10 protein-coding genes and 6 pseudogenes are annotated in these 13,684 nt (G+C 61.0%); 9 read left to right on the top strand and 7 right to left on the bottom strand.

The features are described 5' to 3' along the window. Positions 1 to 60 precede the first annotated feature (60 nt). The 3 genes from rfbA to rfbB are packed head-to-tail and all read right to left on the bottom strand — an operon-like array spanning position 61 to position 2,913. Positions 61 to 945 carry a glucose-1-phosphate thymidylyltransferase RfbA gene (rfbA, locus tag M2437_RS14740; RefSeq protein WP_253387874.1) on the bottom strand — a complete coding sequence of 295 codons (885 nt, stop codon included), beginning with the start codon at positions 943 to 945 and terminating at the stop codon, positions 61 to 63. A 16-nt stretch (positions 946 to 961) separates the two neighbouring features. Further along, positions 962 to 1,852 (bottom strand): dTDP-4-dehydrorhamnose reductase, encoded by an 891-nt coding sequence (gene rfbD / locus M2437_RS14735; RefSeq protein ID WP_253387873.1) that lies wholly within the window; start codon positions 1,850 to 1,852, stop codon positions 962 to 964. 2 nt (positions 1,853 to 1,854) lie between these two features. Beyond that, entirely contained in the window at positions 1,855 to 2,913 is a 1,059-nt protein-coding gene (gene rfbB / locus M2437_RS14730; protein ID WP_253387872.1) for a dTDP-glucose 4,6-dehydratase, read from the bottom strand. Positions 2,914 to 3,385: 472 nt separating this feature from the next. Between rfbB and M2437_RS14725 the strand changes: the two are divergent. Next, positions 3,386 to 3,607 (top strand): annotated as a pseudogene (locus M2437_RS14725) (IS630 family transposase); the annotation flags it as partial. A gap of 41 nt (positions 3,608 to 3,648) precedes the next feature. On the opposite strand, the gene M2437_RS14720 reads toward M2437_RS14725, so the two are convergent. Together M2437_RS14720 and M2437_RS14715 are read right to left on the bottom strand one after the other, a co-directional pair. After that, positions 3,649 to 4,790 (bottom strand): IS3 family transposase gene (locus M2437_RS14720; protein ID WP_253387871.1). Its coding sequence is split into 2 segments (ribosomal slippage): positions 3,649 to 4,523 and positions 4,523 to 4,790, totalling 1,143 coding nucleotides; the frame shifts between segments, so codons are not numbered across the junction. Positions 4,791 to 4,856: 66 nt separating this feature from the next. Next, a pseudogene (locus tag M2437_RS14715) lies at positions 4,857 to 5,469 on the bottom strand (helix-turn-helix domain-containing protein); the annotation flags it as partial. A gap of 680 nt (positions 5,470 to 6,149) precedes the next feature. Here M2437_RS14715 and M2437_RS14710 point away from each other — a divergent pair. The 6 genes and pseudogenes from M2437_RS14710 (at position 6,150) to M2437_RS14685 (ending at position 10,751) form a co-directional block, all read left to right on the top strand. After that, positions 6,150 to 7,259, top strand: coding sequence for an FAD-binding oxidoreductase/lyase (locus M2437_RS14710; protein ID WP_253387870.1), 1,110 nt, complete (start codon positions 6,150 to 6,152; stop codon positions 7,257 to 7,259). 3 nt (positions 7,260 to 7,262) lie between these two features. Further along, a complete protein-coding gene (locus M2437_RS14705) occupies positions 7,263 to 8,021 on the top strand; it encodes an NAD-dependent epimerase/dehydratase family protein (protein WP_253387869.1) in 759 nt (252 codons plus the stop codon). Next, on the top strand, positions 8,018 to 8,830 hold the full coding sequence (locus tag M2437_RS14700) for a sugar phosphate isomerase/epimerase family protein (protein ID WP_253387868.1): 813 nt from the start codon (positions 8,018 to 8,020) through the stop codon (positions 8,828 to 8,830). Before M2437_RS14705 ends, M2437_RS14700 begins: the two co-directional genes overlap by 4 nt. Positions 8,831 to 9,067: 237 nt before the next feature. Further along, positions 9,068 to 9,550 carry a hypothetical protein gene (locus M2437_RS14695; RefSeq protein ID WP_277570430.1) on the top strand — a complete coding sequence of 161 codons (483 nt, stop codon included), beginning with the start codon at positions 9,068 to 9,070 and terminating at the stop codon, positions 9,548 to 9,550. A gap of 270 nt (positions 9,551 to 9,820) precedes the next feature. Continuing rightward, positions 9,821 to 9,916: pseudogene (locus M2437_RS14690) on the top strand (IS5/IS1182 family transposase); the annotation flags it as partial. 68 nt (positions 9,917 to 9,984) lie between these two features. Further along, a protein-coding gene (locus M2437_RS14685; protein WP_153876776.1) for an IS5 family transposase occupies positions 9,985 to 10,751 on the top strand; the annotation gives its coding sequence in 2 pieces (ribosomal slippage) (positions 9,985 to 10,300 and positions 10,300 to 10,751; 768 coding nt in all). Positions 10,752 to 10,832: 81 nt separating this feature from the next. Here M2437_RS14685 and M2437_RS14680 read toward each other — a convergent pair. Further along, positions 10,833 to 11,127: pseudogene (locus tag M2437_RS14680) on the bottom strand (IS3 family transposase); the annotation flags it as partial. Positions 11,128 to 11,318: 191 nt separating this feature from the next. On the opposite strand from M2437_RS14680, the gene M2437_RS14675 reads away from it, so the two are divergent. Then, positions 11,319 to 12,122, top strand: a complete 804-nt coding sequence (locus M2437_RS14675) for an ABC transporter permease (protein ID WP_253387867.1) — start codon at positions 11,319 to 11,321, stop codon at positions 12,120 to 12,122. 372 nt (positions 12,123 to 12,494) lie between these two features. Here M2437_RS14675 and M2437_RS14670 read toward each other — a convergent pair. After that, positions 12,495 to 13,263: pseudogene (locus M2437_RS14670) on the bottom strand (IS5 family transposase). Between the two features lie 62 nt (positions 13,264 to 13,325). Between M2437_RS14670 and M2437_RS14665 the strand changes: the two are divergent. Continuing rightward, positions 13,326 to 13,598, top strand: a pseudogene (locus M2437_RS14665) (IS66 family transposase); the annotation flags it as partial. Between the last annotated feature and the right edge of the window lie 86 nt (positions 13,599 to 13,684).

The raw sequence follows: 13,684 nt of genomic DNA, 5'->3' as shown, positions 1-13,684 counted from the left end.
TATGGGCCCTGTCGCTAGTTGTAGTCAGGTTGAAAGTTTCCAATAACGTAAGTATGCTATTCATCCAATAAAAAACGATTCAAACTTAGCAAGGCTAAGTAAATTCTGGCCGTAACTTGTCTTAACGAACAGCTCGCCGCGCGCCTGCAGCTGCTCGCGGCCGATGAAGCCCTGCAGGTAGGCGATCTCTTCGAGACAGGCGACTTGAAGCCCCTGCCGGCGCTGCAGCACCCGCACGAACTCGCCCGCCTCCAGCAGGCTGTCATGCGTGCCGGTGTCGAGCCACGCGTAGCCGCGACTCATCCGCTCGACATGGAGCTGGCCGCGTTCGAGATAGGCCTGGTTGACCGATGTGATCTCGAGTTCGCCCCGGTCGGAGGGCTTCACCTCAGCGGCGATGTCGAGAACCTGATTGTCGTAGAAGTACAGCCCCGTCACCGCCCAGGGGCTCTCGGGGGTCTTGGGCTTCTCCACCAGCCGCAAGGGCCGGCCGGACTCGTCGAGGGTGACGACGCCGTAGGCCTCCGGATGATCGACGTGGTAGGCAAACACCGTCGCCCCGCTCTTGCGGGTGCGCGCCTTGGCGAGCAGGTCGCTCATGCCATTGCCGAAGAAGAGGTTGTCGCCGAGCACCAGCGCCACGTCGTCACTGCCGACGAAGTCGCGGCCGATGATGAAGGCCTGCGCCAGCCCTTCAGGCCGCGGCTGCACGGCGTAGGTGAAGGTGACGCCGAACTGCTCACCGGTGCCGAGAAGGCGCTGGTAGTTGCCGAGATGCTCCGGCGAGGAGATGACGAGGATCTCGCGGATGCCCGCGAGCATCAACACCGAGATCGGATAGTAGATCATCGGCTTGTCGTAGACCGGCAGCAGCTGCTTGTTGATCGCCAGCGTGGCCGGATGGAGCCGGGTGCCGGAGCCGCCGGCGAGCACGATGCCCTTCATACGAAACACGTCCTGATCAGTGGGAGCGAACCGGCCCGACCAGCCGGTCGAGGATGTCGTCGAGCGCCGGCTCCCAGGAGCGCGGCGCGAGGCCGTAGGCGTCGGTCAGGCTCTGGGTGGAGAGGCGCGAGTTCACCGGGCGCCGGGCCGGCGTCGGGTAGGCCGAACTCGGGATGCCCTCGATCGGCACCGAGCGCCCGCCGCGCCGGGCCGACCCCGCGACGATCGCACGGGCGAAGTCGCACCACGTCGTCGCGCCGTCGTTGACGCAGTGAAAGGTACCGGTGGGCGCGGCCTCGTCGCCCGCCAGCCGCAGGGCGATCGCGGCGAGCGCGCGCGCGAGATCGGCCGCGGAGGTCGGGCAGCCGTGCTGGTCCTCGACAACGGTGAGCCGATCCCGCTCGCCCGCGAGCCGCAGCATCGTCTTGACGAAGTTGCCCCGGTGCGGGCTCACCACCCAGGCGGTGCGCACGATCGCGTGGCGCGGATTGCCGGAGCGCACCGCCATCTCGCCGGCCGCCTTGCTGGCGCCGTAGACGCTCTGCGGGTTCACCGGCGCATCGGGGGCGTAGAAGCCTTCGCCCGACCCATCGAACACGTAGTCGGTCGAGACATGGACGAGCGGGATGGCCCGCCGCATCGTCTCGGTGGCGAGGATGGCCGGGGCCAGCGCGTTGAGGCGCCATGCGGCGACGGCCTCGCTCTCGGCCTTATCGACAGCGGTGTAGGCCGCCGTGTTGATCACCGCCGCGTAGGCGCGCGCATCGAGCGCGGCGGCCAATGCGGCCTCGTCGGTGATGTCGAGGCTCTGGCGGTCGGGCGCGTGGACCCGCACACCCTCGGGCCAGGACAAGGCCTGAAGCTCCGTGCCGACCTGACCGGCGCCGCCGAGGATCAGGATGTCCATGCTCAAGCGCTCTTGGGCGCGAGACCGAGGCGCTCGCCGGAATAGCGGCCCTCGCGGATCGGGCGCCACCACGCCTCGTTGTCGAGATACCAGCGCACGGTCTCCGTCAGCGCCGCCTCGAACACCTTGGTCGGCCGCCAGCCGACCTCGGCTTCCGCCTTCGACGGGTCGATGGCGTAGCGCCGGTCATGGCCGGGCCGGTCGGCGACGAAGCTGATCAGGCGCTCGTGCGGGCCGTTCTCGGGCTTGAGCTGGTCGAAGGCGGCGCAGAGCGCCTTCACCACGGCGAGGTTGTTGCGCACCGAGCGCCCGCCCAGCAGGTAGGTCTCGCCGAGCCGGCCGCGCTCCAGCACCGCGACGAGGCCGCGGGCATGGTCCTCGACATGGATCCAGTCGCGCTCGTTCAGGCCGTCGCCGTAGACCGGGAGCGGCTTGCCCTCCAGCGCGGCCAAGATCATCAGCGGGATCAGCTTCTCGGGGAAGTGACGCGGGCCGTAATTGTTCGAGCAGTTCGTCACCAGCACCGGCAGGCCGTAGGTCTCGTGCCAGGCGCGGGCGAGATGGTCGGAGGCCGCCTTTGACGCCGAGTAGGGCGAGCGCGGATCGTAGCGGCTCTCCTCAGTGAAGAACGCGTCCGGCGGCAGCGAGCCGTAGACCTCGTCGGTCGAGACGTGGAGGAAGCGGAACGTCGCCTTGGCCTCGCGGTCGAGGCTTTCCCAATGGGTGCGGGCGCCGTCGAGCATGACCTGGGTGCCGATGACGTTGGTGCGCACGAAGGCGCCCGGATCGGTGATCGAGCGATCGACATGGCTCTCGGCGGCCAGATGCATCACCGCCTCGGGCCTGAACTCGGCGTAGAGGGCGTGGACGCGCGCCGGATCACAGATGTCGGCCTGTTCCAGGCGGTGGCGCGGGTCGTCCGCCAGCGGCTGCAGCGAGATCGGGTTGGCGGCGTAGGTCATGGCATCGAGGGTCAGCACCTCGTGGCCGAGATCCTGCACCAGATGCAGCACGAGGGCAGAGCCGATGAAGCCGCAGCCGCCCGTCACAAGAATGCGCATCACGTCTCCAACAATCGCCGCTGTCCACCTTTGGGGACGATGCTCTAGGCAGCCACCATAGGCAACCACGTGATTTACGAAGCTAGCCAAGGATTATAGCTTCATCGCCGCCAACCCTGCGTTGGTCCGGCATGGGCTTTTATACGCATTGACCGGACAGACAACCGCGGCGTCAAGGCAGGGCAATCAGAATGAATTTTTCATTTTGTCACGATGGCTTCGAGGCAGTCATCGTCCCAGGGCGCGACTTTTCGTTTGAGGGAGAGGGCGTCGTTTTCCTGGGTCGGCTCGGGTGAGGCTGAGAGCGGTGCAGGTCATCGCCGTTCGCTGCGAACTTGATCGAGGCCGTGTAGCATGAACTATCGGAAGCCCTAGGCGTGTTTGATCTGCCCAAACACCGGTTCGACGAACTGATTCCTGAGACGGTAGCACCTGCGCCAGTTAGCCCGCTTCAGCTAAGCGGCCATCACGCGCACCAGGGGCGTCTTGTCTTCGGGCAGCAGCCCGGTTCGGGGTCAGCGTGTCCAGCGCCAACCACTGGTCGGAACAGTTCCGCCAGGAAGGGCAGCTCGCGCCCAAGCCGTCGGGTGGCAATCACGCCTCGCACCGGATCAAGGCGCAGGCCGACCTGATCCTGACGATCTACGAAGCGCGGCCCGCGATCTTCCTGCACGAGTTGCGCGACGCCTTGGCCCCCTGACCTGACCGGTATTTTGGACCGAGCCGAGTGAGAGGCTACTGCATGGCCGCTGCCATGGGTAGCCGGAAGGCCCGATCGGGGAAGCTGACAGGCGCGGGCGGCCGGTAGCCCAGGGACGAGTGCGGCCGGACGCGGTTGTAGGTGTTCTGCCACAGGGCGATTACGGCCTGGGCTTCCTTGAGCGAGTAGAAGATCTCTTGGCGCAGGCACTCGTCGCGCAGCTTACCGTTGAAGCTCTCACAGTACCCTTTCTCCCACGGCGAGCCCGGCGCGATGTACTGGATCCGCGAGCCAGCTTTGGCGACCCACTTGCGCAACGCCTTCGAGATCATCTCAGGGCCATTGTCGCAGCGGATGTGCTCTGAGATGCCATGCAGGCACATGGCGTCGGCCAGCGCCTCGATCACGCCGAGACTGTTGATCCGCCGCGCCACCTTCAGCGCGAGGCAGGCTCGGCTGGGCTCGTCGATCAGCGTCAGGATGCGCAGGCTTCGCCCGTCATGGGTCTGTGCCTGCATGAAGTCGAAGCTCCAGACGTGGTTGCGGCGAAGCGGCCGTAGTCGCACGCACGAGCCGTCGTTCAGCCAGAGGCGGCTGCGGGGTCTATGTCGGTTGGGGACCTTCAGCCCCTCGCGACGCCAGATGCGCTGAACCCGATCCTTGCCCACCTGCCAGCCGGCTGCCTGCAGCAGCGCGGTGACGCGGCGGTAGCCATAGCGTCCGTACTCGGACGCCAGGGCAACGATGGCTCGGGTCAGCCCATCCTCGTCGGCCAGCACGGTCGGCACGTAGCGTTGCGTACCCCGATGCTGGCCGACGATCTGGCAAGCGTGACGTTCCGAGAGGCCGTACTTCTCCTGAATGGCGTCCACCGCCTGCCGGCGTCGCTCGGGGGCTACAAGTTTCCCGAGGCGACGTCCGCCAACACCTGCTTCTCCAGGGATAGGTCAGCCACGAGCCGGCGCAACCGAGCGTTCTCGCGCTCAAGATCTTTCATCTTCCTGGCTTGATCGACCTGCAGGCCGCCGTACTCCTTGCACCAGCGGTAATAGCTCTGCTCGGAGATCTCCGCCTCCTTGCACGCCAAAGCCAAACTCTTGCCCTGGGCGGTCTGCACCTCGATCTGGCGCAGCTTCAGCACGACCTGCTCCGCGCTCGTCTTCTGTCCTCGTCGCATGTCCAACTCCTTCGGTCCTAGCTGATCCTCTCAGTCAGCCCAGTCCAAAGCCAGCCGGTCAGGTCACAGGGCGTCGAAGAGGAAGGCGAGGCAGGAGCCGCGCTGCTCGTCCGGGTGGATCTCGGAGTAAGCAAGTCGGGAGTGGTCGTCGACGGCCAGGTGCAGGGCCTCCCAGCCGATGCCGCGGCCCGAACTCTGTCGGGTGCGGTCGCCGGTGATGCGATGCCCGACGCGCTCGAAGCGGCCGAGTTTCTCGATGTCGATGTGGATCAGTTCGCCCGGCTTGTCGCGCTCGTAGCGACGCACGGGCTCGGGCGGTTCGAGGTCGCGCATGCGGCTCAGGCCGTACCGGTGCAGCACCCGGCTGACGGCTGACGGCGGCCGGCGAGACGGCAAGATCACGGGCGATCTGCGCGCCGCTCAGGCGCTGTTGACGCAGGGCCACGATGGCTTCCTGCGTCCGGGGCGGTGTCGGACGGTGCAGGCGGTGCGGCCGCGAGGAGCGATCCTGCAGCCCGACCGCCCCTTCGGCGTCGAAGCGGGCGACCCACTTGCCCACCGTCTTGGGGCGCACGCCCATCGTTGCGGCCACCGCCTTCGCAACGAGCCCGCTCCGGGCCAGCCGCACAAGGCGCTCTCGATCCAAGGGCGTCAAACACGCATTCTGGTGGATGTTCACTCCGGTCTCTCCGGGATCGCTGAAGCCTCAAACCTCCAGCGTCCTCGGTTAAGACCGGATGGACAACCTCCCGAAAGCTCACATCTATCTCTCACGAGTGAGCTGGCTGCACCATCGGCTCGCGTTCGCTAAGCTGACCCCGAAGCGTTCTGCCGCTTGGTACCGAGACGCGCCGGTCTGAAGGTATGGATTACGCGCTGACGTAGATCGACGGACACGGCTGAGGATATCGGCGCTCTCCTTCGCCGCCTCCCCCCAACCCGGAAGCCGTTCTATCACGCTCGGAAAGCGCTCTGGCGCCCGCAAGCGGCGGATCTGACCGGCATCACGGCTAGTGAGGCCAGACGGCGCAGATCACTGGCATCGACGTCCTGTTGTAGCGGTAAGGCAGCGGACACGGCAAAACCTACCGATTCGCCTCATCACATTATAATCGGCCTTTCAACGCAATCCCCTTGAGTCGTTATCGCCATCGTTTAGCATCAGATAAAACTATTGACATTACAGTTAAGGCAGCAGTCGGAAGGTTTAGAGGGCTGGCATGCTCACGCCGGGAGCCTCCAACCTGAGCCATTCGTTGCAATGTCCTATCCTGCCGGCTCTGCCTGCGATAAAGCTCAGACACAGGGTGCACGCATAATGCTTGCATCTGGGTTTGGTTGCGGAACAGGGGTTGCGGAATGAGTCGACGGATCGCGATCATTGGGGGAGGTTGGTATGGTTGTCATATTGCCTCGTCGATGATGGCTCTTGGTTTTACGGTTCGGTTGTACGAGCAAAATGAAAGGCTTTTGCATGAAGCCTCCGGGAATAACCAGTTCCGGCTTCATCTTGGGTTTCATTATCCTAGGCACGCAGGAACACGCATACAATCGCGTGACGGATTTTCACGCTTTATTGAACGATACGGAGATTTGAGTAAGCCGGTTTTGGAAAATATATATGCCGTACCAAAAGACACATCCCTTATTGATTTCGACACCTACAAACTTATCATGACCGCGACGGGAATACCTTACCGCTCCGTTGATCGGTGCAGCCTCAATCTGACGAATATTGATGGAATGATACGTGCTGAGGAACGCGTTATACTAATTGACAAAGCTCGACATTACTTCCGGCACCATTTGCGACATGTTACAAGCCTCTCAGTCGAAATTAAATCAATCGAGAAGTTCTCGGAGCATATCCTGGTAAACGGCGAGCGGTTTGATTATGTTATTGATGCCACGTGGGGGCATTTTGGCAAAAATATCGTTTCGACTTATTACGAGCCAACGCTGCTTCTGTATTTTGAGGCACCAGCTGGATTGCCTGCAATTACTTTTGTGGATGGGCCGCTCTACTCCATCTATCCAACGGAAGTTGAGACGATCTATACTTTGTCAAGCGTCCCGCACACACCTCTCGGACGATTCAACAGCTCCGAAGAAGCTCGTTCGGTGCGCGATCATGTAAACTCAGAACAAGTAGAGGCCAAGCGCGGCTTGATGACCCGCCAGGCGCAGGAGAATGTCCCGGAATTCCTTGATATTTATAAATTCATGGGGCCGCAGATCTCAATCAAAACTAAGCCTATCGGAAGTAGCGACGATCGAAGCTGTTATGTTGGTCGGGACGGACGAGTTTTGACCGTCATGTCTGGAAAAATTGATACAATTTTCTTCGCAACTGAGCGAATCCTGTCAATGATCGAAGCGGATCAGGACGAGGGTGTTGCAGACGTCCCGTCCTCGCTGCCTGCGTCCATCCGGGCGAAGGTTGAGTCAATCGGATTGAAACTGGATTAGCATATGCGCGCTTTGATTGGGCATACCGGCTTCGTCGGGGGAAACCTCATCCACGCCGGAAGGTATGACGCGCACTTTAACTCTAGCAACAGCGAAGCCATGCGCGGCGGCCGTTTTAGAGAGGTCGTCTGCGCCGGCATTTCCGCTTTGAAATGGAAAGCCAACAAGGAACCAGAGACAGACCAGGCGGCCATCGACGTCCTTGTTGAAAACCTGAAACACGTCACTGCGGACCGCTTCGTGCTGCTGTCGACGACCGACGTGTATCAGGATGCCATAGGCGTGACCGAGCGCGATCCTACACCAAATGAAGGCGCACCGTATGGCGTGCACAGAGCGGCCTTCGAACGGTTTATTGCCAAGACGTTCGCCAACCACCTCATCATCCGGCTCCCAGCGCTCTATGGTCGGGGGCTGAAGAAGAACGCGATCTTCGATCTGCGCTACAACAATATGGTCGATGCGATCGACGCGCGCGGCAGCTTTCAATGGTACGACGTGCGTCGCTTAGAGCGCGATATCGAGACAATCACAGATGCGAACCTAACGCTCGTTAATATCGCGCCTGAGCCTGTCACCATGTCGGCTATCGCCGAGCGATTTTTTCCGGGTAAGTTACGCAAACCAGACCTGAATAACCCCGCTGCATCCTACGACATGCGAACGATCTACGCAGGCGTTCTTGGCGGCGCCAATCAGTACCACTTCGATCGCGAGACCGTTCTTAATGGCATCGGTAGCTACTTGGAGAGCGGCGAATGAACCGCTTGTCTGTCTCTAATATCGCTTGGCCAGCCTCTATCACTGATCGGGTGTATGCTTCGCTTGCAGACGCAAACGTTGCCGGGGTCGAAGTCGCCCCCACGAAACTTGCGCCCTGGCAAAATCTCACTGAGGAGATCGCCCGCGTCGAAGGCCGTCGAATTAGTAGAGCCGGGCTTCAGGTTAGCTCGTATCAAGCGCTCTATTTCGACCGGCCAGACTGCCAACTTCTCGGTGATACCACCTCGTTCGAAGCGATGCGAGAGCATACAGTGCGGGTGGCGATTTTTGCCGAGCATTTGAGTAGGGGCGGTGCGGGTGTCTTTGGAGCCCCTCGGAACCGTCAACGTGGGCAACTTACCGTCGAGAATGCCTTTGAACTTGGCGCGCAGCGCTTCCGGTGCTTAGCGGAGGCTGTCGCTGCAACCGGCTTCATAATTGCCCTTGAGGCTGCCCCTAACGAGTACGGTGGGGACTTTCTGGTAACCACGGCGCAATGCGCCGCGATGGTGAGGGCCGTCAACCATCCATCCTTCAGGCTTCACATCGATAGCGGCTGTTTAGCTTTCACCGAAGAGGATATACAGGACATCATCATAGAGCACCATGATATCATTGCGCACGTGCATCTATCAAAGCCGAAGCTGGCTCCGATCACGCGAGTGGATGCACCGCTGTATGCGCCACTGATATCAGTGCTGACTGACGTTGAATATGCCGGTTGGATTGCTATTGAAATGCGAGAGACTGACGATTCTTTGTCAACTATCAATGAAGCTCTATCCACTTTGCAACTTCAAAGAGGTTAGTTTGATTATTAATTTCTATTATGATCGAGGAGTTGTTATATTTATTAAAACTTCAGGATTAGTATCAATATCGAACTAAATATTAATAAAATTAATAAGTTGAGACCATGCTCGACAGGTTGTTATTCGGCGAACATGGCGAATCGTTGCCCGCCAAGACTGAGGAGGCTCGGGAGCACTTTTCTCTTAATCACCCACCCCTGTGACGGCTAGGATCAAGCGCTGACGGTTTTGAGAATGGCGCCGAAGGGACTTCGACCTGTGAGGGGGCGGATCGATGACGATGTGGATGGCGGCTTCGCCCTCGACGGCCCATATCGAGCGGTAGCTGTTTGTTGTCGTCCGCTGAATCTCAGAGACTGTTTGAGGACTTGCATTCAGGCGGGATTGTTGGAGGGCGTTGGCGACCATGAGGCTAGCGACGCAGGCAAGCCTTCCGGTAGCGACGTCGAGACGCCCGGCGCGCTCACGGTGCAGGCCACCCCAGTGGCTGAGCCAGCCGAAGGTCCGCTCCACGACCCAACGCCGCTCCAGAACAACGAAGCCCTTCTGATCTGGGCCTTTCTCGACGAAATTGTGGCGCAATCCGTGGAGATGACACCACTCCCGGCAGCGCTCGGCGGTGAAGGCGCCGTCGAGGAGGGCCAGACGCAGGCTGGGCCAAGTCTGCTTACCGTCGCCCAGCGCCGGTTGGCGACGACGGAGCTCGCCCAGCCGTGACCGGCGACGGCCGCGGCGAGATTTGGGCAGTAGCCGTCGGCGATCGGGTGGGGGCGGCGGCAGCGGGGTCCGCGAGGTACACCTCGACCTTGGCGTTTACCTCGTAGTCGGCGACGGCCTTGGCCTTGAAGAGATCGGCGACGGTGGGGAGGAGTCGAGCATGGGCTAAGATAGCACACTGAAGAGTTACGCCACTTGATGAAAGGCGCATTGATTACAGGCCAGCCGGCGAGCCGGCCTGCTTCACCACGCGCTAGTCCCCCCCGCTGGAAGCTTGGGCGCCACCGTTGGGTCGAGGAACGCACCCACGCGTGGTTCAACTGCTTCCGCCTCTTGCCCATCCGCTACCAGCGCCGCGCTGACATCTAGGGTCTGTCGTCGCCTGAACGTCTTGGGGGTGTGAGCGTTTTCCGTCCTCTGGATGGAGCGGGCTGATGCTGAACGACGCGCAGTGGGCGGCTCTAGAGCCGCTGGTGCATGCCTGCCGGCCGAAGGCGAAGACCCCGCCGCAGGACCTGCAACGCACGCTCTCGGCCATCCTGTGGCGGCACCAGAACGGGGCCAAGTGGCGCGCCATTCCAGACGAGTTCGGGCCGTGGTGGCGGGCGGCGCAGATCTTCATCCGCTGGGCGCGCGCCGGGGTGTGGGAGCGCCTGCTCGCCCTGGTGCAGGAGCGCGGCGTGCAACTCGGCATGGTGTTCCTCGACGGCACCAACATGCGGGCGCACCAGAAGGCGGCAGGTGCGGCCAAAAGGGGGGATCTGCGACCGAGCGAGACGGTCGTGAAGCGCTTGGCCGGTCTCGTGGCGGGTATGGCACCAAGGCTTGCGTGATCGCCGACGGCGCGGGCCGCGCCGTCGCCTTCCGCCTCGCGCCGGGACAGGCGCACGAACTGCCCCACGCCGTGCCGTTGCTCGACCAGTTGCCTGGCGTGCCGCTGTGGGTCGTGGCCGACCGCGGCTACTCCAGTCACGGCTTCCGTCAGCACATCCGCGACGTGGGCGCCAAGCCGGCCGTCCCCACCAAGCGCAACGAAGCACCCACCCGCTGCCCGGACTGGATCTACACCAACCGCAACCGCGTCGAGCGCCTCTGGGCGCGCCTGAAGGAATGGCGGGCGGTGGCCACCCGCTACGAGAAGACCGCCGCCAGCTTCACAGGCGTCCTCTGCCTCGCCGCAGCCTGCGATTGGATCAAGTGACAACAAGCCCTAGAAGGCCTTCACCAGCCTCGCGGCAAGCTTCATCACCATCAACCAGATCAGGCGGTTCTGTTAGGTGCTCTTAGTCGAGCGGTAGCGAATGCCTGACTGGCCGCCGCCGCGCCGCTCGCTCACCCCGTGCGCTTCCTGAACCTAATGAACGAGGGCACGTCACTAAGTAGATGCCACAGTTTTTTGCGAGCATGTCCTGCAGGATGTGCTTGTCGAGGTTCAGATCAGCTGCGAGCTGCTCCAGCTTGCGGTTCTCCTCCTCAAGAAGCTTCAGCTGGCGCAACACTTCCAGGATCGGCGCCCCGGTCTCTGCCTGCTTCAACGCGAAAACGGCCTGCTTTTCGCCACGTCTCAGCTTCCCCATCAGGGCTCACAAAACTGGAAAACTTGCAATTCAGGCCTAGCCAAAGCGACGGAGGGACGTCAATGGTGGCTGCAGTTCCAACAGCCTGAAACGTTCGCCGCCGTTCAACTGCCTCGGAACATCGGCACCCTCATTTTCGTCGCTATCTTGCGCAATGGCTAAAACCATAAGCGCCCCCGAAGACGGACACCATGGCCGCCGACGTTGAACTGCCCCAAGGCAATCCACAGTCATTGCATCGCAGCGATGTTTATCTCCGCGTCATCAGCGCCTTGATGCTGCGAGACATGCGAAGCCGCTTTGGTGGAAACTACTGGGGCTACTTAGTACAAGTTCTTTGGCCGTGCACTCACATTGCCATCATTGTTGGCGCAATGACTTTCCGCGGCCTCAAATCGCCGATGGGCGACAGCTCAATGGTGTTCGTCGCTACTGGCGCAGTCCCGGCCCTTGCCTTCCAATACATCTCTCGTGAAGTCATGAAGGGCTATCTAATTCATAAACCTCTGACCTATTTTCCGCAAGTAAAAAAATTTGATACAGTCGCTGCTCGCGCCCTTGTCGAGATTGTTGGCAGTTTTTTAGGCGTGATGCTCGTATTTGTAGGGTTAATTTCCTTTGATTGCGATCCCATTCCGGCCGACCTGTTTACCGCCATTACAGGATATCTTGCAGCCATCGCCCTTGGGATTGGGGTAGGTAGTATCAATGTTGGTATCTGCTCTGTATTTCCGGGATATGTAATCGCTTACATATTGATATCCTTCATTGTATATATGACAAGTGGAGTTTATTTCCTGGCATGTTATATGCCAGACGAAATCTACGCAATCATGAAGTACAATCCAATCGCGCAAATTATTGAGTGGATCCGATTGGGGTACGACCCAACACTGCCTATTCAGGTTGACTATTTGTATGTACTGGGCTGGATATTCGGAAGCTTAACAATAGGCCTACTGATGGAACGATATATCGTTCGAGCGCAAGGTTAACAGGATGCCGTCATTCCAAGCGGTGCTATCATCTATCTGCGTAGCTATGTGTCTGTGGTTTCTAAATGCAACTTTTTTATCTGCGCGACGGGGTCAGACGGGGCGCGCCATTTTCTACTTGCTTATCGCAGGCTTACCCTTTGGTGCCTCCGCCATGTGGGCAGATTTGCGGCAAGCACCCGAGGAACTTGGAGCCCAGCGTCGAGCAGATAATGGCCGAGCTATCGAAGGAACGACCGTCGTGCACGAAGATAGCGCGCCACAATAGGCAGTCGATGCATCGGCGGACGCGTGCTTAGAACCTATGTGGTTACGGCTTGTTGAGGGGCGATGTTTCCGCAGCCGAAGTAGACAACTAATTACTAGGTCCTGTCATCGCTTGATCCAGTCGATGGTGGCAGCGGGGGAGAGGACGCTGGCGAAGCTGACAGCGGCCTTCTCGTAGCGGGTAGCGACGGCGCGCCACTCCTTGAGGCGCGCTCAGAGCCGCTCGACGATGTTGCGGTTGTTGTAGATCTAGTCTGGACAGGCGACCGGTGTCTCGTTGCGCTTGGTCAGGATCGCAGGCCGTGCGCCGGTCGTCCAGATGTGGTCGCGGAAGCGGTGGCTGGAATAGCCACGGTCACCCACCACCCACCTAGGCACGCCGGGCAACCGGTCGAGGAGCAGAATGGCGTGAGGGAGTTCGTGTGCCTGCCCAGGCACGATGCGGAAGCCGATGGCGCGCCCTCGTCCGTCGGCGATCACGCGGGCCTTGGTGCCATAGCCTCGCGAGAGCGGCCAAGTGCTTCACGATCATCTCGCTCGGCCGCAGATCCCCCCTTTTTGCGGCACCTGCCGCTTTCTGGTGAGGCCGCATGTTGCTGCCATCGAGGAAGGCCATGCCCAGCGCGACGCCGCGCTCCTGCACGCGGGCGAGCAACCGTTTCCACACCCCAGCGCGTGCCCAGCGAATGAAGATCTGCGCCACCTCCCACCAGGGCCTCAACTTCTCGGGGATGGCCCGCCACTTGGCTCCATTCTGATGCTGCCAGAGGATCGCCGAGATCGTGCATCGAAGCTCCTTGGGCGGCGTCTTCGCCCTCGGGCGGCAGGCCTCGATCAACGGCTTTAACTCACCCCACTGCGCGTCCGACAGCATCACGTCTCCTAACCGGAAAACGAGAAAACGCCAGCACCGACAATCTGTTCAGGCGACGACAGACCCTAGCAGCCAAGCATTGCAGCCTGGATCGACAACTTGGGGCCATCCTCGCCACGCCGAGCGGCTGCGATCTGAGACGCGCCTTGAAGGCCAATATTGGACGGGCCCGTAATCAGCTCCTCGCCTTCCTCGCCCACCCCGGTACAATCGAACCGATCAACAACGGCTCCAAGCGATTGCAGCGCCCAACTGAGATTCAGCGGAAGACAACAAACAGCTACCGTTCGATATGGGCCGTCGAGGGCGAAGCCGCCATCCACATCGTCATCGATCCGCCCCCTCACAGGTTGCAGTCCCTTCGGTGCCATTCTCAAAACCGTCAGCGCTTGATCCTAGCCGTCACAGGGGTGGGTAATTA

Source organism: Methylorubrum pseudosasae (assembly GCF_029504475.1).
GTDB classification, from domain to species: domain Bacteria; phylum Pseudomonadota; class Alphaproteobacteria; order Rhizobiales; family Beijerinckiaceae; genus Methylobacterium; species Methylobacterium extorquens.
The sequence above is the reverse complement of the archived record's forward strand: the minus strand, read 5'-3'. Positions and strand labels throughout refer to the sequence as shown.